The organism is Streptomyces sp. W16 (assembly GCF_033194735.1).
Lineage (GTDB): Bacteria > Actinomycetota > Actinomycetes > Streptomycetales > Streptomycetaceae > Streptomyces.
Genome location: NZ_JAWOAI010000004.1, coordinates 1 through 23,446, shown reverse-complemented (window position 1 = coordinate 23,446; position 23,446 = coordinate 1). Strand labels below are relative to the sequence as shown.

Here is a 23,446-nt window from a genome sequence, read left to right as displayed (position 1 = left end):
TCTGTACCTGGTGAGCGGCCTGCTCGTCGTGCCCTGGTGCCCATCGCGGGCGGTGCGGTCCCATCGCGGTCGCCGCGGCCTACTACTGGAGTCTAACCCCAGTGGCCTACGATCCGAAGGCTATAGGTATCAATCACCTTTGAATCGTTCCCCGCGGAGGGTTGCCTCATGGAAGTGCGCCAGCGTCGTACGCCACCCCCGGAGCTTGCCGCCGCACTGCGTGCGGGCCGCCAGCGGGCAGGCCTCACCCTGAAAGCGCTCGGCGAGCAGACGGGCGTCACACCCTCCTACTTGTCGCACCTCGAATCCGGGGAGCGCTGTCCGTCGCGGACGGTGGCGGGCCGGCTGGCCGACGCGCTCGGACTGGAGGGTGACGAGCGGGGCGCAGTGATCGACGGGGCGGTCGACGATGCCGGGCTGGATCACCCGTGGCGCCGCTCGTTCTCACCGAACAGCCCGCTCTGGAAGCCCCGGAATCCGGTGCCCTAGGACAACCTCAAGAGAGAAGGATAATTACTGTTATCCTTCCCTCCATGGATGCTGCGTCAGAACCCGTTCCCGGCGCGGAAGTTGCGCTCCCTGCGACCGAGCTGACGGTCGAACTCCCCGATGCCGCCAAGGTCCGCGGTGAACTCGAAGCGCACTACGACGACGACCTCCCCCGGCTCGTCTCCATGTGGCTCATGTCCAAGCGCTCGGCCCACACGCGTCGCTCGTACGCCCGCGGGTTCCGGCGGTGGGAAGCGTTCTGCCGCTCCGTCGACATCCACCCCATGCAGGCACGCCGGCCGCACGCCGATGCGTGGATGCGCAGCATGGAACAGGCAGGCTCGCCCACGACGACCGTCGCGCACGCCCTGTCGACGGCCAGTTCGTTCTACCGGTACGCGATCAGCGTCGAGGCCACCGACCGCAACCCGCTGCTGCACGTCGACCGCCCGACCGTCGACCCCGACCACTCCGGCACCGAGGGTCTGACCGAGCAGGAGACGGCCCGGCTCATCGCCGCCGCACGGGCCAACTCCCCCAGGGCGTACGCGCTGGTGATCCTGCTCTACACGCTCGGCCTGCGGGTCGACGGCGCCCTCGCCGCCGATGTGTCCTCGCTCGGCTACGACCGCGGGCACCGCACGCTGACGATCGTGAAGAAGGGCGGGGCCACGGCGAAGCTGCCGTTGCCGCCGATCACCGTGGACGCGATCGAGACGTACCTCGACGGCCGTACGGACGGGCCGCTGTTCGTCACCCGGACCGGGGCGCGGCTGCGGGAGCCGGAGGTGTGGAAGCTGCTGCGGCGCCTGGCGAAGCGGGCCGGTCTGCCGCAGGCCGACAGCATCCATCCGCACGTGCTGCGGCACGGGTTCATCACGGACGCGCTCGATCAGGGTGTGCCGCTGCATGTGGTGCAGGACGCTGCCGGGCACAAGGACCCGCGTACAACGCAGCGCTACAACCGGGCCAGGAAGCGGCTGGACGGACACCCGGCGTATGCGGTGGCGGCGGCCATGGCGGAGCGGCTGGAGCACCGCGAGGAGGACCAGGGCGAGGCCGTTGTCAGTGGCGGCAAGTAGCGTCCTCCGTATCACTGTTCGCGTTTGCTGGCTGCACTCGCTGAACGCTTGATGCCCCGCCGGCTGGACAGCGCCAACGGCGGGGCATCGCCGTGCCGGAGCGCGCTACGGTGCCCCGATGGACGCAGGAGACGTAGCAACCTGGGTGGGATCGACGGCGGCGACCGTGGCCGCGATTGCGTCGGTAGCGGTGTGGTGGCAGAGCCGTTCCGGAGTCAGTTGGCATCTTGAGCCGGCCCGCGGGGCAGGCGGTCGGGACAGGGTCGTGAACACTGGCCGCCGTACCGCTCGGAACGTGGTTGTACGCGCTGGCTCCGTCTCGGCACCGCACCCGGGCGATTACGTCGAGCAGGCCGAACACGTTGCCCCGGGCGAGGCGGTCCCCATCCTGGTTGTTCCGGGCGTCGGCCAGGCCGACTTCGCAGTCACAGTCACCTGGCGAAGCCTCCTCGGGGGCGAGAAGCGATGGACTTACCGCACGCACTAAGCACCCGCCCGAAACGCCCGTGCCCGTCCGCCGTTGGAGCAGCCGCGCGGGTCACGGGTCCTGCTTGCCGACCTCCGTGCAGCCCACCCACAGCCGTTTCTGCTGCGCGGGCGTCAGATCCTCCGAGACGTCCACGGGGATCGTCTGCTTCACCGTCTGCCCCGGCTTGAGCTCCACTGTCGTCCCTTCACTACCGCCGCCGGCCTGTTCACCGGTCGCGCTGCCGATCGCCGAGGTCACCTTGTAGGAGAGCACTACCGGCTTGGCGCACGGGTTGCTGAACGAGAACGTGATGTTGAGCGTGCCCGGTCCGCCGTTGCTCGCGCCGAGGAGCTGCACTTCCTCCCCGGAGTTGTCCGCAGGGAGCGTGCACGGGTCGGACGCGGTCTTGAGGATCTTCACGTCGTCGAGGGAGGGGATGCCGGCGTCGGGTTTGTACGGCAGCTTGGCGGCGGGGATGGCGACGACCAGCTTGCCGCTCGGCGTAGGCGCTCCGCCGACGAGGCCTTTCGCCCCGCTACTCGTTGCGGCCGTGGCCGTGGGGCGGCTGGCCGACTGCGGCTTGTCCGCGGCCCCGGTGCTGCATGCGGTGGTGAGTAAGCCGATGGCGGCGATGGCAAGGATGGTGCGGCGCACGGGTTCCCCCTGGGTCGGGTGGTCGGTCGTGCGCATACGGTGCCAGTTGGGCACAAGGGACATGCGGTTGTTTCCGGACCGTGACGACCATGCCCGACCGTCGTCGGGGAGACGGACGTGCGTCTCACACGTCCATCCCTCTGACCAGTGGTTCCTGAGACCCCGGGAAGCTCCCCGCCCCCGGGGAGCTGGACCAGTGTCTTAATGGTCCAGCCCTGTGACCAGTGTTTTTCCCGGATCCCGAAAGAACTCTAGGGGTCGGGACTGACGCGTACCCAGAAACGACCGCGCCCGGTCACCATCGCGGTGACCGGGCACAATTCCTCGTGCGGTGAATTCAGCGGGTCGCGTTGTTCCAGGCGACCCGGGCCGACCGACGTTCCGGCGAGTCCATCGGGTCGCGCGCCTCTTCCGGCTCGGCCTCCTCGCCCTCCTCGTCGGTGTCCTCGTCGTCACCCGGCACCCATTCGCCGCGCGCCAGCCGCTCGCGCTTGAGCGCCTCCTCGCGGAGCATCTGGTCCGCACGCGCACCAGCGATCGCAGGCTCGGCGAGCCGCTCGTGGGTGGGCCGGGTGTCCGGCTCCGTGGACGCCCTACCGGCGGCACGCTCGGCGTCGCGCTCCTGGAGTCGCTGGACGTGCCGGATCGCAGACGACGGCACGGGCTGCATGGGATCGATGATCTCGGTCATGCGTTCCTCACTTCATGGGGGTTGAAGGGGTGGGCGCTTTGCCCACCCCCGGTGGTCACGCTGCGGGCGGCGGTCCGTCCCAGCTGTCCCAGGCTTCGCCGAGGGCCTGGCCGGCCACCTGTCGTTCCCACTCGGTCATCGGTCGGCGGGCCGCGGCGCGCAGCCGTACGCCTTCCTGGACGCGGGCCGCGATCTTCTCCGCACGTTCCTGCTCCGCCTCTGTACGCGCCAGCCGCGCGGCCTCGGCCTTCTCCTCTGGCGTCTGCTCCTTGGCCGCTGCGGCATCGATCTCCGCAGCCTTGGCCTCCGCCGCCTTGGCACGCTCGGCTTGCCGCGTGCGCATGCCGTTCACTGCAAGGTCCACCCAGTCGGACATGTCGTTCTCCTCTGTTCGCTGCAAGGGCCGGGCCGCCGTAACAGCCCGACCAGGGGCCGCTAGTTGATGTCTTGGGGAAGCCCGGCGAGCGTGTCGCGGAGGTAGCCGCGGAGCATGGCGAGCTGCCCCCTGATGGGCGCCTCGGAAGCGGCGTTGGTGTCGAGGCGGACGGGGGCCCGGCCGGACTTCGTGGAGGCGTGCAACGCTGCGGCCTGGCCGGCTTCGGCGAGCCGGTCGAGGGCCTCACGGATGGCGGCGGCGGTGGCTTCCACAGCCTTGTGGAAGGAGCTGGCGGCCGAGTCGTGAATGGCGGTGGTGGACGTGCCGCCGATGTCCCCGTAGGCGGCGAGGGCCGCGTCGACGGCGGTCTGCGCCGTGTCGGCCTCGCCCTGGAGGCGCACCTTGTCGGCGGGGACCGCGGTGTGCAAGGCCTGGTCGGCGCCGGCCTTGTCGGCGGCGGCCTGGGCGAGGGTTTCGAAGGCGTGGCGCACGTCGGCGGGCAGGTGTGCGGGGTTGAGTTCGACCCGCAGCGGCGGGTTGAGGGGGCGGTTGATGCCGATCGTGGTGAGCGTGCTGGTCATTGGTTTCTCCTGGGTGTCAGGCGCCGGATGCGGCGGGGCTGGAGTTGTTGAGGTGGTCACGCGGGACCAGGTCGAGGCCGCGTTCGGCGAGCGCCCGGAGCTTCGCGGCGTGCCGGGCGGCGAGGCCGCGACGGCGGGCTGCGGCGAGTTCGGCTCGGCGCAGCTTCTCCGCCTCCGCCTTCAGGCGGGCCCGCTCTATCCGCTCGCGTACGACGTCGTCGACGTTCACGGCAGCTCCCCCTTCACGGCAGCTAGGCCGACCTCGACAACCTGGTCCAGGAACTGCCGACGACGGCCCGGCGACGCCCCGGCCGGAAGGGTCAGCCGAACCGGGCGAGCCGGCGGCCGGGCTGGGGTGAGCCGGGCTTCGGCCTCGGCAAGCTGCGCCATGATCGCTCTGCCGTCCATCGGCCGCCGGTCGACGACTTCTTTGAGTGCGGCCAGCTCGTCGGCGAACGCGGGTTCCTGGCGCCACCGGACGATCGTGGACGGGTCGACCTTGGCGGCGGTCGCGGCCTGGCTGGCGGTCTTGCTGGACGCGAGGGCGAGGAGGGCGGCGACCCTGCGGCGGGCGGGTGTTGCTGCGGTCATCGGAGTTCTCCTTTCCGGGCGGGTGCGGGGCCGTCGAGGGTGGGCATCCAGGGGCGTCCGCGGGGGCAGCGGGCGGTGCCGCGCTGCGGTGGGTTGGGTCCGAGCGGGCGGCCGAAGTGGTGGGGCAGGTTGAGGTCTCGGATCCACCAAGCGCGACGCCAGGCGGTGGTCGGCGAGAGGCCAGTTGCGGCGGCGGCTTGGCGGAAGGTGGCGCCGGCGGCGACGAGTTCGAGGACGGCGATGCCTTGGCTGGTCTTGATGGCGGCGCTGAGTCGGCGGTGTGGGTAGGGCCCTCCGCGACGGTTGATCATTCTGGTTTCACTTTCTCCGGGCGGGTGTTGTCCATGGGTCGGTGGGGTTCGGGGGCTTGCGTGGGGTTGTGGTTGTCTGGGTGGGTGGCCGCCCCGGTTCCCGCGGGGCGGCCTTCTGCGTGCGGGTCAGGCAGTGGTCGGGTACTCGCGCACCCGCAGGTCCGTTGGCCAGTCCTCGGGCTTCCCGCCCTTCTTGTCCGACGCCCCGTTGGCCTTCGCCCAGACCGTGCCGAGCTGCTTCACGAACGGTGCCGCGCCCGTCGTATGGCACTGGCCGATCACGTCCCGGACCCAGTCGAGTTCCAGCGGGCGGGCGCCGAGGCCGGACTCGCCGCCGACGATCACCCAGTCGATACCGTCGAGGTCGAGGGACGGAAGCGGGCCGAGGAGCGGCTCGGCCGACACGAACCGGATCGCGGCAGGGGCCTGGCGGAGTGCGGCGGCTCGGCGGGTGTAGTCGTCGTTCTCGATGCTCGTGCCGAGCCAGACGTTCGGCAGCGGGCCGTCGAGGCTGAGCGTGCCGTGGACCTGGTCGAGGACGCGGGCGAGGCGCTCCGGCCGCTTGGTGAGGATCTGGTACGTGTGCTGCGGTGTCGCAGCCATGGTCCGCCACACGTCGGTGACGAAGTCGACCGACACCCGGGCGTGGAACAGGTCGGACATCGAGTTGACGAACACCCGCCGCGGGGCATGCCAGGACAGCGGCGTGTCGAGGGTGTCGGTGTGGACGGTGAGGCCGAAGCCCGGCCCGGAGGTACGGGGGTCGCCGTCGTTCTGGTACTTCGCGGAGCCCATGCCCTTCAGCCTCTTGGCCATGGGTTGGGCGTAGCAGTTGTCACAGCCGGGTGAGACGCGGTCGCATCCCGTCGTGGGATTCCACGTCTTCTCGGTCCATTCGATGGTGGTGGTCACGGTGTGCCTTTCGGTTGGCCGGCGGTCGGGTGACGGCCGGAAGTCTGTGGTCAGGGTTCGGGGTGGGGTACCGGTCGCCCTGTACGTAAAGGGGGATGAATGACATACATGGCAAACATGGGGATGACCTGCGGTTTTGAGGTGACATTTATGGGTGACACGGGGTGACACGAATGGCATGAATGGCCGTCCATGCGTGTCACCATGCGTGCCATGTGTGTCACCTGACCCGTACGGCATCAGTGCAGGTCACGGCCATGTCTGCCATGCGTGCCATGTGTGTCGTGGGGGTAGTGGGACGGACGCTCACGACTCGTCTCCGTCCTCGCCGACGGCTTCCGGCAGGCTCCATGTGGAGCGCCGGTCCTTGCCGAATCCGGCCTGATGCATCGACACCCCGAGCTTCCGACGGGCGCGTTGCAGACTGGACTCGCTGATGCCGTCCTTCTTGGCCGCGGTCTTGACGTCGGCAGCGAGGTCGGAGCCTCCCTGATCTGTGAGGTAGGCGCGCAGCCATACGACGGTTTCGTTCGTCTCGCCGCGGTTGGAGTCGGGCATGGACTCATCCCGCATGACCTCGCGGACGCTGGTCGTCGTCTCGCCGCCGAGGACGAACCGGGAGACGTGGGACGGCCCTTCGTCGGTGTCGATCGTGACGGGCTGAATCGCGTACTCGTACGAGGGGAGCCCGAGTCGGCCGAGGTTGTTCTTCTCCAGCGACATCACGAATCGGTCGGGCTCGTCGCGCTCGCCCTCTTCCTTAGCGAAGGCGATCAGGCTGCGGATGAGCTGGCCGAAGGCGCCGGATCCTGCGACCCGCGCGAGCGGGTCAGCCGTACCGGACTTGGTGAAGTGGGCCAGTCCCAGGATCGTGAAGCGGTGCCGGTCGGCCGCCTCGACGAGGGGCTCAAGAGCCTGCCGGACTTCGGCGGCGCGATAGTCGTTGACGCCCTTGTCGATGTACGAGAGGAGCGGGTCCATGACGAGCAGCGCGACACTGTACCGCTCGGCTTCCTTCGCCAGCAGGGACGTGTCGACCGGGAGGGTGAGCCGGGCGTATACCCGTTCCTCGTCCCTTACGGAGACGTGGAACACCATGTCCATGTCTGCTCCGGCGGCGAGCAGGCGGGGCGCGATGGTGAAGGCCCACGAGTCCTCGGCGGCGGCGTAGATGACGGGGCGCGGCTTTCCGTACAGCTCGCCGGGCAGTGTGCCCGTGGTGATGCGCGCGGTCATCCAGACGGCGAACTGCGACTTCCCGAGTCCCGGTCCGCCGGCTGCGATCGCGAGGGAGTGGAGCGGGATCCGGCCGTGGCTGGTAGGTGGTGCGTCGGCGGGAGTGGTGTCCCACAACCAGCGGACCGGCCGGATCTTGATACCCGAGGCAGGCCGCAGCAGCAACGACCGGGGCGCCGCCTCTTCCGTATCCTGCGCTCCGTCGTCCGAGAGCCACGCAGGAGCCCTAGTGTCTACCGTGGTAGACACGGCTTCGGCGGCGGCCTGGCACTGGATGTGCTGGCAGGGAAGCGCCTGGCCGTGCCGATCGCACCTGCCAGGCATGGCGCCCATGAGGTTCGTGGCGAGGTCGAAGGTGTCGGTCACGCGGCCACCCCCGCGCGCGGCCGGTCGACCTGCTGACCGTCGACGAGGTGCCGGTACCAACCAGGCCGACCAGGTATGGCAACCGGAGGCCATCCGGGCGTTGCGTTCACGGGGACCGCAGGCTTTGGGCGAGCGAAGGCATCGAGCTCCGCCATGGTCCTCCGGCTGGCCAGGGAGTCCCGGTTGCGGTAGGCGTCGTGCAGCCAAGCCACGAGTTCGTCCTCGTCTCCGTACCTGCGCCACATCTCCGCGGCGGTGATCATCGAGGCGGCTTTGCGAGGGTCGCCGTTGGCCAGTTCGCGCCACTCACGAGTGCCGTACCGGGGCGCCTCGTCGTGGTCGGCAAGGAGTTCGGTGACCCGGGCGGAAGCCCACAGGCTTACGGGGTCGTCGTCGTACGAGACCTGAGTCACCGCTCGGCCTCCCGTCCCCTCAGGACCGCGTCCGCGGTGAGCTGTACCTCGGCGGAGATCCGGCGGGCGGTGGTCCGTACGAGGTGCGGCGTGGGCTGGTCGTCGAGGATCTGCCGCAGCGCGTCGCGGAATTGGATCCACGGGGCGCGGGCTTCCGCGAGGGTGGTGACCTTGGTTCCCGCAGCGCTGCCGGCGGCGGTGTCCGTCGGCTGGTGGTTCGTCACTAGTGCGTCCTGTCGAACGGCGATACCGAGAGTGCGGGTTGGGGGAAAGGGCTCGGCGTCGCGGTGGATGCGGTGGTGCGGGTTGTCGAGGTCCGGCCGCCGACCCTTCCGCCTTGCTCGGGGACGGAAGGGTGCGCGACGGCCGGACGGGAGGTCACTGGCGTGCCGGGATGATCTGGAGTCCGCGGGTGTCGACGACGACTTCGTCTTCGTCCCGCTCGGTGTTGGCCGCGAGCATGTGCTCGGGCGGCACCTTGCACACCCACAGACGACCCGGATCCCGGCCGCGTACACCGGCCGCGAACTTCAGCGCGACCTTGATGTCTCGGGTCCAGGACCAGTCCGTACGACGCTCCGGAACCGAGCCGCGATACAGACGCATCGGCTCCGTCGGCCGCGGTGCGGGCTTGCCGTCGACCGTGAACCCGGCGACGTTGAACAGCCACCGCCATGTGTCATGGTCGAGTTGCCGGTCCGGGTACTCCGTGGAGGACCAGACGGGGCCGACGAGTGCGGTCACCGTCTCGGCCGTGACCTTGGCCTCGCTGACCGCCTCTTCGAGGAACTCCGGACCGTAGATGCGGCCAGCGCGGCTGATGAGATTCTCCAACTCTGCCGTGGTCAGTTGGTCAGCGGCGAGCAGCTGCTCGTACGCCTCGTCGGCGAGGTTGGACCAGACGGTTGCGGAAGTGCGGAGGGCGATCACCCGAGTCCCTCCCCACAGTCCTCGGCCCGCTGCTGACGGGTCAGTTCGACATACGCGAGCAGCAGTTCGGGTAGGTGCTGGGCCTGCTGCTCTGCGTCGAGGAGCTTCCACGCCCGGATCCCGGTGGTGATGGGGAGTTCGTCCGGGTGACGCTGCTCGGCCTGGAGAACGGCGGCGTACATGTCGCTGCCGTAGAAGCCGTCAACGACCTCGTCGAAGCGGGCCTCGCCCACGGCGGGAAGCGACTGTGCGACGGCGGTGTCGCCGTAGACGCGGCGCCCGTCTGGGGTGTCGGGGACGGTGGTGGCCGCACCCGAGATCCGCAGGAGGTTGCGGGTGATCGCCTTGATCTCGGCCGTGCAGAACTTCGACGGGGCGCGCTCCAACTGGTGGGCGAGGGCGAGCCATGCCTCGTCGGCGGCCGTGCTGCGCAGGTATGCGGCACCGCACGTGGCGTGCCACCAGACATAGAAGATCTTGGTGATCTTCTGCCCCTTCGTGGGGACCTTGCCGCAGCCGGGGCAGGTGCTCGCCCAGCTGGTCGTCTGGAAGACGGTGCCGCTGGTGGAGGTGACCGGGCCGCCGGGGATGGGCCCCTTGGACTCGGAGAGGCTGATGCGGATCGGCTCGCTCATGGTCACGCCCCGGCCTTGGTCAGTCGGGCGAGCATGTCCACGCTGATCTCCTCAGCCAGCTCGGGCGTGTAGAGGTCGGGGAAGACCTTCCGCAGGGCCTCGTCTACGGCGTTGGGGATGGCGGCGAGGCGGTGCTCGGGGCCGTCCGTGGCTACCGCGTACGGGACTCGGCCTGTCGGCTTGAGGCTGATGGCGGGTACGGGCCCGCTGGTACTGCGATGAGCGATCGTCGTACGCTTCATCTGAAGCTCCTCTCGACGGCGGCGCAATGGGTTCTCGGCCCGCGCCGCCGTTGTGCTGTCTCGGATTGGATGGCGGTGCTTCCGGCCCTCAGCGATCGGTGTTGGTAGCACCCGCTGGGGGCCGCTTCTACGCCGCCTTGGTGCTCGGCCTGGAGGAGGCAATCGCCGGGCGGAAGATTGTGCGGAGCGCGGCCTTCTCCTCGTCGGTGAGCGGCGGCCGGGCGGCGACGATGCGGGCGATGAACTCGCTGGTCGACTCCCCCGGCGCCTTGCGGAGGGTGATGTCTCCGCTCACGCCGACTCGTCCATGACGTTGAGGGCCAGCAGGTAGCGGTTGAGCAGGTCCCCGCGGGGTTCCCGGGAGCCCTGCTCCCAGTGCCACACCGCGCCCCGCGTCACTCCGACCGCACTGGCGACTTCCTGGAGAGTCAGTCCCGCCCCCTTGCGGAGGGCTGCCCGCTGCTCCGGGGGCGGCAGCGCATGCCGCGCCCGGATGCGAGAACGAAGCCTTTCGGCTGTCTTCGACATGTCTACAAGACTAGGTCCACTCCCACTGTTTTACAAGCGACAGGGCCCACTCCACTGGTTCAAGGGTGGGAGGGGGCGCACTTCCGAAACACGACGGGTCCGCGTTGACCAGCGGCTACCGGAATGCGACCCTGCCCGGGTGACCCGCACCCACGACGCTCCGTCAGACGCCGAGCCCGGCTCGCCTATCGAGCTGAACCTGGAAATTCCCCAGCCCCACGAACGAGCAGCGGGCGCGGTCGCGCACTTCATGCACGCCTCCCCCGAGGGGTGGCTCGTAAAGGGCACGGTGGCTCAGGGGCCACGAGGGCTCGTCATCTCACGAGTGGAAGTGCTGCCCGAAGCGGAATCCGCCACGGCCACGCAGAGCGTGACATCCCGGATGCTTCGAGCGGTCCCGCTCGGCGAGATCCTGACGCAGACACAGCACTGGACGAAGGCCTTCACCATCGTGTCAGTGCCCGTGATCCAGACAGCGGACGAGATTCTCGCCGCTCACGCGCCGACCAATCCCGGGCCCGGGCGGGCCCCGCTTCCGGACGAACTGCTCCGGCAGGTCGCCGAGGGGTATCTGATGGAGCTCGGCCAAGGGCTTCGGGGCGCCGTGCAACGGCTGGCCGAGCAGCTCGACAGGCCGGAGGGGACCGTCTCCAACTGGGTGGCCAAGGCCCGCAAAGACGGGTGGCTCGGTCCTGCATCCCAAGGGCGAGCGGGCGCAACACCCGGGCCTCGCCTCATGGAATCTCGCCGCACACGCCGCCCCTGACCTGGAGTCAGTCGGTCTGCGGCTGCCCCTTCCAGGTCACTTCGATCGTGCTGTCGTCGAAGCCAGGGCCACGCCGCGCCACCGGGTACACCTTCAACCGCAGTCCCAAGCCGTCCAGGACCCGCCGCTTCTGTGGCACCGTGAGGGCCTCCCACGCATCCCCGGCCTTCGGCCCCACGAGGCCGTCGAACACATCCAGGTCGAACGCCGGACGCAGCCTGCGCGCCTCGTTCTGGGCCTCCGTGATCTGCTTCGCCAGCTTCGCCGTGATGCGCCGTAGCTGCTCACGGGTGATAGCCCCGTCCGCGTAGTCGTCCGCCGCCGCCTCCTGCCGCGACTTCAGCCCTTCAGCCCGGTCGAGCGCCGCCAGGGCCGCCGAGTCGTCGCCACGGAAGATGTCGGCCGCCTCGGGCCGCGACAGCACCCCCACGATGATGCGCCCCACGTACCGGTCGAGGGCTTCCTCATTCCGGCCGACGCAGCCGCTCGCGTCGCAGACGTACGTCGGCTGCTTCCGACCCCGCTTCGCGTTCCCCCTCGGCGCGACCCGGAACACCGCCCCGCACGGCCCGCACGTTGCAACCTCACCCCACGTCAGCAGGTGTTTCCGTGCACCAGGTAGTTCCCGCACGACGGCCCGCTCCGCGAACAGGTTCCGCAGTTGCGCGTACTGCTCGTCCGTGATGAGCACTGGCCACGCCGCCTTGTACTCCACGCCCTGGTGGACGCGGATCCCCACGTTCGCCGGCCGCAGCGCGAGCTTCTTGACGCTGGTCTTATTCCACAGCGACCCGTCCGCGTTCTGCCCGACAGCCCGCCGCTTGAGCTGCATCCCGGCACCGGGCGCCGGCACACCGCGTTCGTTCAGGTCGGCCGTGATGCCGAGGAGGCTGCCCCCAGCCAGCAGGCGGGTGACGATGTCACGGACGATGGCCGCCTGCACCGGGTCTTCGACGTCTTCGAAGCCACAGACCAGGCCGCGGGCGTCGTACTCGTACTGGCGCCGCCACCCGTACGCCACGGCCCCGTTCGCCCGGCCTTCCTGAGCGCGCTCCAGGGCGGCCCGCGCCACGCGCTCACTCTTCACCTCGGATTCGGCGGTGTCGGACTCACCGAGGTTCGCGAGCTGCGAACGGTCGGACGCCTTCGCCATGTTGAACAGGCCGCCCGACTCGAAGGCAACCCAGCACCCCGCGTGACGCAGGTCCTCGATGGCCTGGGCGCGCTCGACACGGCGCCGCCAGACACGCGACGGGTGATAGCCCACGACGATGACACGGACACCGGGGTCGCCAGCGGCCTCGATGGCGCCTGCCATCATCCGGTCGTACTCGGGGCGCTCCTCGCCCGAATGGGCGGAGACGTCGTTCTCGACGTACTCGCCGCCGACCTCCCAGCCGTTCTCTTCGGTGAACGTCCTCAGGTCGCTCATCTGCCGGTTGACACCCCGTCGGCGATCACGCGGGTCTTCGGAGATCCGCGCGTACAGGAAGGCGACCGTACGGCGCGGGAGCGTCTTTGTGTTCACAGGAGAGGACCCTAGGGCTTCCCCGGCGGCGTGGGCAACACCTGGAAGAACCCCGAGGCGTTCGCCAGCCTGATCCACGACGTCGAGACGAAGATCTTCGACGCGCTCCCGGACGAGACGTGGGTCTACCCCGGCCACGGAAACGACACGACGCTCGGCGACGAGCGCCCGCACCTCCCGGAGTGGAGAGCTCGCGGCTGGTGATCTGTTGAACCTCGTCGGGGCCGCCCTGAAATGGGTTGGCCCCGCTTTGGTGTGGGAGCAGCTCGACAGGGCCTGACCGAAGGTCTTCCGCTCTTGCGCCTTCAACACGTCCGGGTGAATCCCCCCGATAGGCGGCAACCACGCGCCTCCCCGACAAGTCACACATCTCGCATCCATTGAGCGAGGACCTCGGGGGGACCCATGAGCAATCAACCGCCCTACCCGCCACAACAGCCCTACGGACAGCCCCCGTTCCAGCCGCAGCCCCCGAAGAAGCGCTCCGTCGGGAAGGTCGTCGGCCTCGGCTGCCTGGGCATCGTCGGCTTGTTCGTCGTTATCGCCATCGCCGCCGCCGTCATCGGAGGCGGCACCAGCAACTCGAAGAGCACGGCGCCCGCAGGCAAGAGCCCCGACAAGGCCGCCGCCGACACCAAGAAGGCCGCCACGAAGGACGCCACCGACGGCAAGGTCGTCTTCAAGGTGTGGGGCACCGCCCCCGCCGGCGCCCTCGGCGGTCTCGACATCGGCTACGGCTCCGACTCGGACACCCGTAAGGGCACGTTCAAGGACGGCAGGTTCGAGGCAACGCTGACCCTCGACAAGGACGCCATGTACTACAACGTGAACGCGCAGCTCCAGGGCTCCGGGGACATCAACTGCTCGGTCACCGTGGACGGGAAGACGAAGCAGGGCCACGCGTCCGGCGGCTACAACATCTGCAACGCGCAGCTGAGCAGCAACTTCACCGGGGGCTGGTCGTAGCCGGTTCTGCGGGCGCGGGGCAAGGGACGCCGCAGGCCATTCCCCGGGCGCCCGAACACGAACGGAACGACTATCCCTGGGGGACCATGACCGACGCCAGCGTGCCGCCGATGCCACCGATGCCACCGATGCCACCACCGAATGATCCGTCGCCACCGGCGAAGAAGCCCCGCACCAATCTCGTCGTCATCGCCTCGGCCGTCGCCGTCATCGCCGCCGTCGTGGCCACCGGCGCCGTGGTCGTGCGGTCCGGCAACGACGACGGCAAACCGGCCGCCGCCACCACGTCGACCGCCCATGACGCGAACGCCGTCTCCACGGAGACGCCGGATCCGGAGCCGACCTACGCCGAGGTCGACGCCGACAGTTTCACGATCGGGCTGAAGACCACCAGCCGGCAGTGCTTCGGGTCGGCGGGCTGCAACGTGACGGTCGAGCCGAACCTGACGTTCCTGGGCGACAGTGAGGGCATCGACCCCGACGCCGTGTACGAGATCACCTACGAGGTCCACGGCGACGAGTCAGGCCCGGTCATCGCGACGGCTGAACTGTCGGGTCGGACGAGCCTGAATTACACGCCGTCCATGATCAGCACTGCCTCGGCAAGCACGGAAGTGTCTGTGGACATCACGGACGTCTCGGTTCAGGGGAGATGAGACGCCACAGGTGCGGAGCACGCTCCCGGCGTGAACCACTTCCCGTGCGCCCCGCACAGCCTCCGCGCACGCGCCCCGTGTGAATCCTTCGCACGCGCCGGTGCCGTACGCGCGCTCCCGGCACACATGGTTGCGCGGTCAACTGGAAGCAGCCCCGCTCAGGATGACGGCTCCTGTGCGGATGGGCCGCCGGTCCATCGATCCCCGCCCTCGACCGGCGGCCCCGGCAAGCGTGTCGCGGGCGGGATCGCACAGGAGCTGTTCACGAGAACGCAACACCCGTTCCCAATATGCGGACATTGAGGGCTGTGACCTCGACAAACAGGATGTTTGGCTGTCACTCTCCCGCCATGCACCTTGCCCCTCGCGTACCGAGTCGCGCGATAGCCGCCGTCACCATAGCCCTCCTCGCCACCGCTGTCGGCTGTGCTCCGCAACCAGAGGACAAAGCCTCCGACCAGGCCTCCACGTCGACCGGAACCACGTGCGCCAAGGGCAAGCTGGCCACCCAGACCTCCGGCAAGCTGACGATCGCGACGGACGAGCCGGCGTACGAGCCGTGGTTCGAGGACGACAAACCGGCCAACGGCAAGGGCTTCGAGTCGGCGGTCGCCTACGCCGTGGCGAAGCAGCTCGGCTACGACAAGAGCGCCGTCGTCTGGCAGAGCGTCCCCTTCAACAAGGCCTTCGCGCCCGGCGTGAAGACCTTCGACTTCGACATCAACCAGGTGTCGATCAGCACCGAGCGCAAGAAGGCCGTCGACTTCTCGTCCGGCTACTACGACGTGCGTCAGGCCGTCATCGCGCTCAAGGGCAGCAAGGCCGCCAAGGCGACGAGCATCGCGGGCCTCAAGAGCCTCAAGCTGGGCGCCCAGGTCGGCACCACGAGCCTGAACTACATCAGTGACGTGGTGAAGCCGACGCAGCAGGAGGCCGCGTTCTCCAAGAACGACCAGGCCGTCTCCGCGCTCAAGAACGGCCAGGTCGACGCGATCGTCGTCGACCTGCCGACCGCCTTCTACATCACCTCGGCCGAGGTCACCAACGCCAAGATCGTCGGCCAGTTCGAGAACCAGGGCGGCACGCCCGAGCAGTTCGGACTCGTCCTCGACAAGGGCAGCGACCTCACGTCGTGCGTGACGTCGGCCGTGGACGCCCTCCGCAAGGACGGCACGCTGGCCGCCCTGGAAAAGCAGTGGCTGTCCGACGCCGTCGACGCCCCGGTCCTCAAGTGACCGTGGTGAAGGACGAGTCGGGCCGGGAGGGCGCGGACGACAAGGGCGACATGCCCGGCGGGGGCGACGCGTACGTCCCCTCCCAGCGCCGCCTGGACCGCGAAGGGTACAAACGCGCGCGTGCCCGTCGCGCGACCGCGATCGCGGCGGTGTCGACCCTGGTCACGGCCGTCGTCCTGTATGTGGTCGTGGTCAGCGCGCCGGGCTGGGAGCGCACCAAGGAGACGTTCTTCGACGGGCACTACGCGCGCGAGGCGTTCCCCAAGGTCCTCGAAGGGCTGTGGCTGAACATCCGGCTGCTGCTGATCTGCGGTGTCCTGGTGCTCGTCCTGGGGATGCTGATCGCCATCGCGCGCACCCTGCGCGGGCCGGTGTTCTTCCCCCTGCGGGTGCTGGCGGCGGCGTACACGGACTTCTTCCGCGGGCTGCCGCTGATCATCAACCTGATGATCGTGGTCTTCGGAGTGCCCGCTCTGCGCCTCCAGGGCGTGACCGTCGACCCCGTATGGCTGGGCGGTGCGGCGCTGACGCTCACGTACTCGGCGTACGTCGCCGAGGTGTTCCGCGCGGGCATCGAGTCCGTGCACCCCTCGCAGCGTGCGGCGGCCCGCTCGCTGGGCCTGAGCAACCGGCAGGCGCTGCGGCACGTGGTGCTCCCCCAGGCCGTACGCCGGCAGGTGCCGCCCTTGTTGAACGACCTGGTGTCCCTCCAGAAGGACACCGGGCTCGTGTCGATCGGCGGCGCGATCGACGCCGTGCGAGCGTCCGACATCATCGCGCAGCGCGCCCTCAACTACACGCCGTACATCGTCGCGGGGCTCGTCTTCGTAGCGCTGACCATCCCGATGACCCGCTTCACGGACTGGGTGACGGCCAGGATGGACCGGCAGCGCGCCCAGGGAGGCACGACATGAGCACCGACGACATCTCCGCCGCCTCTCCCGTGCTGCGCATGGAGTCCGTCCGCAAGACCTTCGGCACGTCCGTCGTCCTGCGGGACGTCGACCTGGAGGTTCCGCAGCACACCGTGACCGCGCTGATCGGCGCGTCCGGCTCCGGCAAGTCGACATTGCTGCGGTGCGCGAACCTCCTGGAGGACATCGACGACGGCGCGATCTGGCTGGACGGCGAGGAGATCACCGACCCGCGCGTCGACCAGGACGCGATACGGCGCCGTATCGGCGTGGTGTTCCAGGCGTACAACCTGTTCCCGCACATGACGGTCCTGGAGAACATCACCCTCGCCCCGCGCCGGGTGCACGGCGCGTCCCGCGCGGAGGCCGAGGCACACGCGCGTGAGCTGCTGGAGCGGCTCGGGCTCGGGGACAAGGCGGGTGCCTACCCGGACCGGCTGAGCGGCGGTCAGCAGCAGCGGGTCGCGATCGTGCGCGCCCTGGCCGTACGGCCCCGGCTGCTGCTCTTCGACGAGATCACCGCCGCGCTCGACCCCGAGCTGGTGGGTGAAGTGCTCGCCGTGGTCCGGGACTTGAAGGACGAGGGCATGACCATGGTGCTGGCCACGCACGAGATGGGCTTCGCCCGGGACGTCGCCGACCAGGTGTGCTTCCTGGACGGAGGCGTGGTCCTGGAGCGCGGCACCGCCCAGCAGATCTTCGGCGACCCGCAGCAGGAGCGCACACAGCGCTTCCTGCGACGGATCGTGGAGGCAGGCCGGCTGTGACAGGGCGTCTGTAACTGGTGGTCTGTAAGGGGCGTGCGCCTGGAGGCCGGTGCTTACTGCCCTACGTCCTACGCGTCGGCCTTCCCCGCGCCCGCCAGCGCGGCGACGCGCTCCACGCCGAACACGTACCCCTGCACACCGCACCCCGCGATGACACCGTCGGCGCGCAGCGAGACGTAGGAGTGGTGCCGGAACGACTCGCGCTGGTGGATGTTGGAGATGTGGACCTCCAACACCGGTAGCCCGTCACAGGTGTTGAGGGCATCCAGGATCGCGATGGACGTGTGCGAGTAGGCCCCCGGGTTGATCACGATGCCGCAGTGGTTGAGCCGCGCCTCGTGGATCCAGTCGACCAGTTCGCCCTCGTGGTTGGACTGCCGGAAGTCCACCGTGCCGCCGTGCCCGGCCGCGGCCTTGGCGCACAGGGCCTCGACGTCGGCGAGCGTGTCGGAACCGTAGATCTCCGGCTGGCGCTGGCCGAGGAGGTTCAGGTTGGGGCCGTTGAGGATCATGATCGGGGCGTTGGCCAGGGTGCGGGGCACGGTTCCTCCGGTCCGTTCGGACATGTCGTTCGAGATGGGCCGCCGATTGACGACCGCTGCTCGGACCCGGTCTATCACGACCCCTCCGCACCTCCGCACGCCCCCGTAACCGTTGTTCACTGTGGGTAGTTGACGCGGCATGCGCGATGCACGCTCCGTAAGTCCACCTTCCATGCTGCGGCTCGCCGCCGCCTCACTCGCCGGAACCGCCATCGAGTTCTACGACTTCTTCGTCTACGGCACGGCGGCGGCCCTGGTCCTCGGGCCCCTGTTCTTCCCGACGTTCTCGCCGGTGGCGGGGACGCTGGCCGCCTTCGGGACGTTCGGTGTGGGGTTCGTGGCGCGACCGCTGGGCTCGATCCTGTTCGGGCACTTCGGGGACCGGCGCGGACGGCGGCCGGTGCTCGTCGCCTCGCTGCTGCTGACCGGTGCCTCGACGGTCGCGGTCGGCTGCGTACCGTCGTACGGCTCGATCGGGGTGGCCGCTCCCGTGCTCCTCCTGGTGCTGCGTTTTCTCCAGGGGCTGGGGCTCGGCGGGGAGTGGGGCGGGGCGGTGCTGCTGACCGCCGAGCACGCGCCCGCCGGACGGCGCGGGCTGTGGTCGAGCTTCCCCCAGGTCGGGCCCGCGGTGGGGTTCCTGCTCGCCAACGGCGTGATGCTGGCGCTGTCGGCGACCCTTACCGACGCGCAGTTCGCGCAGTGGGGCTGGCGGGTGCCGTTCTGGGTGGCCGGGGCACTGGCACTGGGCGGGCTGTGGCTGCGTTCGTCGCTCGTCGAGAGCCCCCGGTTCCTCGAAATCGACGACCACGCGCGCGTGCCGCTCGCCGAAGTCGTGCGCGATCACTGGCGGTTGGTCCTGCTGACCGCCGGGGCGCTGTCGGTCGGGTACGCCATCTTCTACGCGGTGACGACCTGGTCCCTCGCCTACGGCACGGAGCGGCTCGGGGTCGGCCGTACCGAGATGCTGGCCTGCATCATGGCCGCCGTGGTGGTGAAGGGCTCGCTGACCCCGCTGGTGGCGCTGCTGAGCGACCGCTACGGGCGCCGGCCGCTGTGCCTGCTCGGGTGCACGGCCGCCGCGCTCTGGATGTTCCCGATGGTCGCACTGCTCGCCACGGGTGCGCCGCTGCTGATGTTCCTCGGATTCCTGGGGGCGCTGCTGGCGTTCGTGACGATGTTCGCCGTGCTCGGCGCGTATCTGCCGGAGCTGTACGAGCCGCGGGTGCGCTGCACGGGCGCCGCCGTGGGCTACAACCTCGGCGGGGTTCTCGGCGGCGCGCTCACCCCTATCGTGGCGACGGCGCTCGCCGAGCACAGCGGGCGGGTTCCCTGGGGTGTGGGCGCCTATCTGACAGGGATCGCGCTGTTCAGCCTGGCGTGCTTCGCGCTGCTGCCGGAGACGCGGCCGGTGGCGGTGGCAGTCCCCGAGGCCGCCGTCGGGTGACACGCTACGGATTGATCGCCAGCTCCAAGTACGCCGCGAACAGCACCAGATGGACGCCGCCCTGGAGCGGTGTCGCCCGTCCCGGCACCACTGTCAGGGAGCTGACCACCACGGTCAGGGCGAGCAGCACCATGTGCGTGGAGCCGAGGCCCAGGACGAGCGGTCCGGAGAGCCAGATGGATGCCAGGGCGACGGCGGGGATGGTGAGGCCGATGCTGGCCATGGCCGAGCCGAGCGCGAGGTTGAGGCTGGTCTGTACGCGGTCGCGGCGGGCGGAGCGCAGGGCGGCGATGGTCTCGGGGAGCAGCACGAGCAGCGCGATGATCACGCCGACGACGGCGTGGTGCAGCCCGGCGGCCTCGACGCCGGACTCGATGGTCGGCGACACGCCCTTGGCCAGTCCGACGACGCCGATCAGGGCGAGGCCCAGCAGGCCCAGGCTGATCGCGGCGGTGCGGGCGGTCGGCGCGTCCGCGTGGCGGTCCTTGGTGATCGCCTCGCCCTGCCGGGAGACCGGCAGGAAGTAGTCGCGGTGCCGCACGGTCTGCGTGGCCACGAAGAGGCCGTACAGGGCGAGTGAGGACAGTGCGGCGAAGGTGAGCTGGGCGCCGGAGAACTCCGGGCCCGGCTTGCTGGTGGTGAAGGTCGGCAGGACCAGGCTGAGCGTGGCCAGCGTCGCCACGGTGGCGAGGGCGGCGCCGGTGCCCTCGGGGTTGAAGACCGCCGTGCCGTGCCTCAGCGAGGCGACGATGAGGACCAGGCCGACGATGCCGTTGCAGGTGATCATGACGGCCGCGAAGACGGTGTCTCTGGCGAGGGTCGAGCTCTTGTCGCCGCCGTCGGCCATCAGGGTGACGATCAGGGCGACCTCGATGATCGTGACGGCGACGGCGAGGACCAGGGAGCCGAAGGGTTCGCCGACGCGGTGGGCGATGACCTCGGCGTGATGCACCGCGGCCAGGACGGCCCCGGCGAGGACCAGGGTCACCAGGGCGACGACCACGCCGGGCAGGTCCTTGCGCCCCCAGGTGAAGATCAGCAGGACGGCTGCGAGCACCGGTACGAAGGTCGTCCACCGGGTGGTGAGCGACCTGAGCCGAGTGATCATGAAGAGATCCTCGCAGAGGCGTACGGGCCCCGCACTCCGGCGTCGCGGAGCCCGTCGCGCGCTACTTGAACTCGGTCATGTCCAGTACGTCGCAGTCGGTGAAGGACGGCGGCCTGGTACACAACGCGGCCATCTGCTCGGCCATTTTGCCGGTCTCGGGATCCTGGCTGTTGCGCATGGCGTCCTCGTACGAGTCGAACTCGATCACGACGAGGACATGGCCGGGATTGCTCCGGTCCCGCAGCACGAGGCGGTGCGTCGGTCCGCCGGCACGGCCTGCGAAGCGCTTGTCCGCCTCCTCGGCCACCGCCCGCATCTCGTCGAAGCGGTCGGTCTCGAAGTCGACGATCTGCACGAATTTCATCGATGCGTCCATGGATGCCTCCACCCGGCCGTGACACCCCCGGGGCGGGGGCGCTCGGTATCCAACGAAGCACCGGGAGCGGTGGGCGGCAATTCATCGTGCGGTGCTCCCGGTGATCGTTGTTCCTACGTCCGGTGTGGTCAGGCGTCGATGCTGTCCTTCGGAGCGCCTTCGGTCCCTGTCTGCGCCGCCTCGGCCGCCGCCTGCTTCTTGTTGGCCATCAGGCTGGTGATCGTGGTGACGATCAGGACCCCGCAGATCACGCCGAGGGAGACCGGGATGGAGATCTCCGGGACATGGACGCCGGACTCGTGCAGTGCGTGCAGTACCAGCTTGACGCCGATGAAGCCGAGGATGACCGACAGGCCGTAGCTGAGGTGGACCAGCTTCCTGAGCAGGCCGCCGATGAGGAAGTACAGCTGCCTCAGGCCCATCAGGGCGAACGCGTTGGCCGTGAACACAATGTACGGGTCCTGCGTCAGGCCGAAGATCGCGGGGATGGAGTCGAGGGCGAACAGCACGTCCGTCGTACCGATGGCGAGCATCACGACCAGCATCGGGGTCATGACCCGCTTGCCGTTCTCCTGGATCCACAGCTTGGTGCCGTGGTACCGGTCGGCCACGCCGAAGCGGCGCTCGGCGGCCTTGAGCAGCTTGTTCTCCTCGAACTCCTCGTCCTCCTCGTCGGCCCGGGCCTCCTGGATGAGCTTCCAGGCGGTCCAGATGAGGAAGGCGCCGAAGATGTAGAAGACCCACGCGAAGTTGGCGAGGACGGCCGCGCCCGCGGCGATGAAGATGGCCCGCAGGACCAGGGCTATGAGGACGCCGACGAGCAGCACCCGCTGTTGGTACTGCGAGGGCACGGCGAACTTCGCCATGATCAGGACGAAGACGAAGAGGTTGTCGACGCTCAGGGACTTCTCGGTGATGAAGCCGGCGAAGAACTCACCGCCGGCCTGGCCGCCGCCGAAGACGAGCAGGCCGAGTCCGAAGAGTCCGGCGAGGGCGATCCAGACGATCGTCCAGATTCCGGCTTCCTTGATCGACACGTCATGCGGCTTGCGGCCGATGAAGAAGTCGACCGCGATGAGGGCGGCCAGCCCCACGATGGTCAGGACCCACAGGGTCACGGAAACATCCACTACTGCTCCTCCGGCGGTATTAACGGCAAATGGTCAGCGTCGTCGCTACCGGAGGTCTCTTCCACCTTGGACGGGTGCCCAGGGCCGACGCCCCGGGATCTGGCCTGATCCGTATTGACGGGTACGCCGCAGCAGATAGGGAGTACTCCCCTCCGTACGGAAGAGCTTACCCCAATCACCAAGGAAAGGTAAAGAGATGGGCAAAAGAAAGGCAAACCAGCAGGTGGAGGCGCTTTACCTGTACTTGGTGCGTGCCGTCGCGACCTCGGTCAGCACCCGCTGGAGCACCTGGCTGCCGGGCGGCACGAGCGAGGGCTCGTACGTCCAGGCATGACCTACCCACGGGTCGGCGAGATGGTCGTCGGGCAGCGGGGTGAGTCGCATCAGCGAACGCCAGAGCGGGTCGAGCAACGGGCCGTAGCCCGCCGCGTCCTCGCGGTCCGCGACCATCATCAGATGGACGCCGACGGCCGGTCCCTCGTCCGCGAGATAGCGCAGTTGGGTCACGGCACGGTCGTCGAAGCCGTGCGGGAAGTCGTTGACGATCAGCAGCTGTTCGGCCGTGTCGAGGCCGGGCGGCAGCGAGTCGGCGGCTCCGCCACGCACCGCCATCTGCACCAGATCCACCCGCTGGGTCAGCCGGGCCAGTACGTCCGCGACCCCGGCGGCCCCCACGGCGGGCGGCGCCGCGAGTACGCCGGTGTGCACCAGGGGAACCAGCGCCTGCGCCGCCGAACCGGCCGGGTCGATGACGTGCACGGCGAACTCGCCCGCCGGATAGACGGCCAGCAGCCGGGCCGCGTGCGCCACGGCTGTGTCGAGCGCGAGGCGCCGCAGCTCGTGGGAGTCGGCGAACGAGCCGTCGAGGGACTCCCCGCCACCGCTGTCGATCCACAGACCGCGCTCCAGCGGCAGCCTGACCAGCATCGGGATGCGCAGGTCGGGGCTTTCCGGGAGATGGAGGTCGCCCAGGCGCAGGGCCATGGGGATCTCCATCGGGACGCGGTAGCCGTGCCAGACGGGGTTGTCCCAGCCGGCGAACGCCGGCGGAAGCGCGGGTTCGACCACCTCGGACTCGGCGTCCAGCTGGGCGAGGTCCCGGTCGAGGGCCGCCCGCGCCTGGTCGACGAGTTGGGCATGCTTGGCCTGGGCCGCCTCACGGGCAGCGTCCCCCTGGCCGCCGATCCGGCTGCGCGGGTCGGACAGCGCCTGGTCGAGCTCCTTGTCCATGCGCGAGTCGGCGAAGTCGACCGCGCTGCGGTACGCGGCCATGGTGCGGGCCAGGTCCTCGAACATGCCCCACACCTGGTTGTAGAGCCGCTCCTCCAACGACCACCCGGTCGCGTCACCGGCGACGGGCTGTGCGGCCTGTCCGGGCGGAGCCGGGGGCGCGGTCGGCGCAGGCGACGGGGGCGCCCCGGTCTGCCGACGCGGGTGGCTGTAATCGATCGGCCCACCGGTGGCAGGCCCAGCGGCCTGAGCGGCGGGATAGATCGGAAGAGCGTCGT

Annotated in this window: 30 protein-coding genes and 2 pseudogenes; 10 read left to right on the top strand and 22 right to left on the bottom strand. The window is 69.4% G+C overall.

The features are described from left to right. Positions 1 to 168: 168 nt before the first annotated feature. Both R6V09_RS01105 and R6V09_RS01100 read left to right on the top strand, forming a co-directional pair. Positions 169 to 489: a helix-turn-helix domain-containing protein gene (locus R6V09_RS01105; protein WP_317879400.1), complete on the top strand. Its 321-nt coding sequence runs from the start codon at positions 169 to 171 to the stop codon at positions 487 to 489. 44 nt (positions 490 to 533) lie between these two features. Continuing rightward, the gene (locus R6V09_RS01100; protein WP_317879399.1) at positions 534 to 1,571 is read left to right on the top strand and encodes a tyrosine-type recombinase/integrase; all 1,038 of its coding nucleotides are present in this window, start codon (positions 534 to 536) and stop codon (positions 1,569 to 1,571) included. 538 nt (positions 1,572 to 2,109) lie between these two features. Here the strand turns inward: R6V09_RS01100 and R6V09_RS01095 are convergent. From R6V09_RS01095 to R6V09_RS01020, 16 genes are all read right to left on the bottom strand, one after another. Further along, on the bottom strand, positions 2,110 to 2,757 hold the full coding sequence (locus R6V09_RS01095; protein ID WP_317879398.1) for a hypothetical protein: 648 nt from the start codon (positions 2,755 to 2,757) through the stop codon (positions 2,110 to 2,112). Between the two features lie 274 nt (positions 2,758 to 3,031). Next, positions 3,032 to 3,385 (bottom strand): hypothetical protein, encoded by a 354-nt coding sequence (locus R6V09_RS01090; protein WP_317879397.1) that lies wholly within the window; start codon positions 3,383 to 3,385, stop codon positions 3,032 to 3,034. 55 nt (positions 3,386 to 3,440) lie between these two features. Next, positions 3,441 to 3,761 (bottom strand): hypothetical protein, encoded by a 321-nt coding sequence (locus tag R6V09_RS01085; protein WP_317879396.1) that lies wholly within the window; start codon positions 3,759 to 3,761, stop codon positions 3,441 to 3,443. 59 nt (positions 3,762 to 3,820) lie between these two features. Continuing rightward, positions 3,821 to 4,342, bottom strand: coding sequence for a hypothetical protein (locus R6V09_RS01080; RefSeq protein WP_317879395.1), 522 nt, complete (start codon positions 4,340 to 4,342; stop codon positions 3,821 to 3,823). A gap of 16 nt (positions 4,343 to 4,358) precedes the next feature. After that, entirely contained in the window at positions 4,359 to 4,571 is a 213-nt protein-coding gene (locus R6V09_RS01075; RefSeq protein WP_317879394.1) for a hypothetical protein, read from the bottom strand. Beyond that, positions 4,568 to 4,933 carry a hypothetical protein gene (locus R6V09_RS01070; RefSeq protein WP_317879393.1) on the bottom strand — a complete coding sequence of 122 codons (366 nt, stop codon included), beginning with the start codon at positions 4,931 to 4,933 and terminating at the stop codon, positions 4,568 to 4,570. The genes R6V09_RS01075 and R6V09_RS01070 overlap by 4 nt, the downstream gene beginning before the upstream one ends. Next, positions 4,930 to 5,244, bottom strand: a complete 315-nt coding sequence (locus R6V09_RS01065) for a hypothetical protein (protein WP_317879392.1) — start codon at positions 5,242 to 5,244, stop codon at positions 4,930 to 4,932. The genes R6V09_RS01070 and R6V09_RS01065 overlap by 4 nt, the downstream gene beginning before the upstream one ends. 126 nt (positions 5,245 to 5,370) lie before the next feature. Beyond that, complete coding sequence (locus R6V09_RS01060) at positions 5,371 to 6,156, bottom strand: DUF5131 family protein (RefSeq protein WP_317879391.1); 786 nt, start codon at positions 6,154 to 6,156, stop codon at positions 5,371 to 5,373. Positions 6,157 to 6,462: 306 nt separating this feature from the next. Further along, complete coding sequence (locus tag R6V09_RS01055; protein ID WP_317879390.1) at positions 6,463 to 7,557, bottom strand: AAA family ATPase; 1,095 nt, start codon at positions 7,555 to 7,557, stop codon at positions 6,463 to 6,465. 197 nt (positions 7,558 to 7,754) lie between these two features. After that, positions 7,755 to 8,171, bottom strand: a complete 417-nt coding sequence (locus tag R6V09_RS01050; protein ID WP_317879389.1) for a DUF2742 domain-containing protein — start codon at positions 8,169 to 8,171, stop codon at positions 7,755 to 7,757. After that, positions 8,168 to 8,395, bottom strand: a complete 228-nt coding sequence (locus tag R6V09_RS01045; protein ID WP_317879388.1) for a hypothetical protein — start codon at positions 8,393 to 8,395, stop codon at positions 8,168 to 8,170. The genes R6V09_RS01050 and R6V09_RS01045 overlap by 4 nt, the downstream gene beginning before the upstream one ends. A gap of 154 nt (positions 8,396 to 8,549) precedes the next feature. Further along, the gene (locus R6V09_RS01040; RefSeq protein ID WP_317879387.1) at positions 8,550 to 9,101 is read right to left on the bottom strand and encodes a hypothetical protein; all 552 of its coding nucleotides are present in this window, start codon (positions 9,099 to 9,101) and stop codon (positions 8,550 to 8,552) included. Further along, complete coding sequence (locus tag R6V09_RS01035; protein WP_317879386.1) at positions 9,098 to 9,736, bottom strand: hypothetical protein; 639 nt, start codon at positions 9,734 to 9,736, stop codon at positions 9,098 to 9,100. Before R6V09_RS01035 ends, R6V09_RS01040 begins: the two co-directional genes overlap by 4 nt. Positions 9,737 to 9,738: 2 nt before the next feature. Continuing rightward, on the bottom strand, positions 9,739 to 9,978 hold the full coding sequence (locus tag R6V09_RS01030) for a hypothetical protein (RefSeq protein ID WP_317879385.1): 240 nt from the start codon (positions 9,976 to 9,978) through the stop codon (positions 9,739 to 9,741). Positions 9,979 to 10,105: 127 nt separating this feature from the next. Beyond that, positions 10,106 to 10,273 (bottom strand): hypothetical protein, encoded by a 168-nt coding sequence (locus R6V09_RS01025; RefSeq protein ID WP_317879384.1) that lies wholly within the window; start codon positions 10,271 to 10,273, stop codon positions 10,106 to 10,108. After that, positions 10,270 to 10,506, bottom strand: coding sequence for a helix-turn-helix domain-containing protein (locus R6V09_RS01020; protein WP_317879383.1), 237 nt, complete (start codon positions 10,504 to 10,506; stop codon positions 10,270 to 10,272). The genes R6V09_RS01025 and R6V09_RS01020 overlap by 4 nt, the downstream gene beginning before the upstream one ends. A 139-nt stretch (positions 10,507 to 10,645) precedes the next feature. Here R6V09_RS01020 and R6V09_RS01015 point away from each other — a divergent pair, with 139 nt between their 5' ends. Then, positions 10,646 to 11,272, top strand: a complete 627-nt coding sequence (locus R6V09_RS01015; RefSeq protein WP_317879382.1) for a hypothetical protein — start codon at positions 10,646 to 10,648, stop codon at positions 11,270 to 11,272. 7 nt (positions 11,273 to 11,279) lie between these two features. Here R6V09_RS01015 and R6V09_RS01010 read toward each other — a convergent pair whose 3' ends face one another. Then, the gene (locus R6V09_RS01010) at positions 11,280 to 12,800 is read right to left on the bottom strand and encodes a recombinase family protein (RefSeq protein WP_317879437.1); all 1,521 of its coding nucleotides are present in this window, start codon (positions 12,798 to 12,800) and stop codon (positions 11,280 to 11,282) included. An 18-nt stretch (positions 12,801 to 12,818) separates the two neighbouring features. On the opposite strand from R6V09_RS01010, the pseudogene R6V09_RS01005 reads away from it, so the two are divergent. From R6V09_RS01005 to R6V09_RS00980, 6 genes and pseudogenes are all read left to right on the top strand, one after another. After that, positions 12,819 to 13,004 (top strand): annotated as a pseudogene (locus R6V09_RS01005) (MBL fold metallo-hydrolase); the annotation flags it as partial. A 201-nt stretch (positions 13,005 to 13,205) separates the two neighbouring features. Beyond that, positions 13,206 to 13,766 (top strand): hypothetical protein, encoded by a 561-nt coding sequence (locus R6V09_RS01000; RefSeq protein ID WP_317879381.1) that lies wholly within the window; start codon positions 13,206 to 13,208, stop codon positions 13,764 to 13,766. Between the two features lie 128 nt (positions 13,767 to 13,894). Further along, positions 13,895 to 14,422: a hypothetical protein gene (locus R6V09_RS00995; protein ID WP_317879380.1), complete on the top strand. Its 528-nt coding sequence runs from the start codon at positions 13,895 to 13,897 to the stop codon at positions 14,420 to 14,422. A 350-nt stretch (positions 14,423 to 14,772) separates the two neighbouring features. Beyond that, complete coding sequence (locus tag R6V09_RS00990) at positions 14,773 to 15,657, top strand: ABC transporter substrate-binding protein (protein WP_317879379.1); 885 nt, start codon at positions 14,773 to 14,775, stop codon at positions 15,655 to 15,657. Then, positions 15,654 to 16,571, top strand: a complete 918-nt coding sequence (locus tag R6V09_RS00985) for an amino acid ABC transporter permease (RefSeq protein ID WP_317879378.1) — start codon at positions 15,654 to 15,656, stop codon at positions 16,569 to 16,571. The genes R6V09_RS00990 and R6V09_RS00985 overlap by 4 nt, the downstream gene beginning before the upstream one ends. Beyond that, on the top strand, positions 16,568 to 17,338 hold the full coding sequence (locus tag R6V09_RS00980; protein WP_317879377.1) for an amino acid ABC transporter ATP-binding protein: 771 nt from the start codon (positions 16,568 to 16,570) through the stop codon (positions 17,336 to 17,338). Before R6V09_RS00985 ends, R6V09_RS00980 begins: the two co-directional genes overlap by 4 nt. Positions 17,339 to 17,406: 68 nt before the next feature. On the opposite strand, the gene aroQ is transcribed toward R6V09_RS00980, so the two are convergent. Then, positions 17,407 to 17,880: a type II 3-dehydroquinate dehydratase gene (gene aroQ, locus R6V09_RS00975; RefSeq protein WP_317879376.1), complete on the bottom strand. Its 474-nt coding sequence runs from the start codon at positions 17,878 to 17,880 to the stop codon at positions 17,407 to 17,409. A gap of 172 nt (positions 17,881 to 18,052) precedes the next feature. Between aroQ and R6V09_RS00970 the strand changes: the two genes are divergently transcribed. After that, the gene (locus R6V09_RS00970) at positions 18,053 to 19,324 is read left to right on the top strand and encodes an MFS transporter (RefSeq protein WP_317879375.1); all 1,272 of its coding nucleotides are present in this window, start codon (positions 18,053 to 18,055) and stop codon (positions 19,322 to 19,324) included. A gap of 4 nt (positions 19,325 to 19,328) precedes the next feature. Here the strand turns inward: R6V09_RS00970 and R6V09_RS00965 are convergent, their stop codons facing one another. From R6V09_RS00965 to R6V09_RS00950, 4 genes and pseudogenes are all read right to left on the bottom strand, one after another. Continuing rightward, positions 19,329 to 20,432, bottom strand: coding sequence for a calcium:proton antiporter (locus R6V09_RS00965; protein WP_317879374.1), 1,104 nt, complete (start codon positions 20,430 to 20,432; stop codon positions 19,329 to 19,331). 61 nt (positions 20,433 to 20,493) lie between these two features. Continuing rightward, entirely contained in the window at positions 20,494 to 20,808 is a 315-nt protein-coding gene (locus R6V09_RS00960; RefSeq protein ID WP_317879373.1) for a hypothetical protein, read from the bottom strand. A gap of 128 nt (positions 20,809 to 20,936) precedes the next feature. Continuing rightward, positions 20,937 to 21,938 carry a TerC family protein gene (locus tag R6V09_RS00955; protein ID WP_317879372.1) on the bottom strand — a complete coding sequence of 334 codons (1,002 nt, stop codon included), beginning with the start codon at positions 21,936 to 21,938 and terminating at the stop codon, positions 20,937 to 20,939. A 234-nt stretch (positions 21,939 to 22,172) separates the two neighbouring features. After that, positions 22,173 to 23,446, bottom strand: a pseudogene (locus R6V09_RS00950) (TerD family protein); the annotation flags it as partial.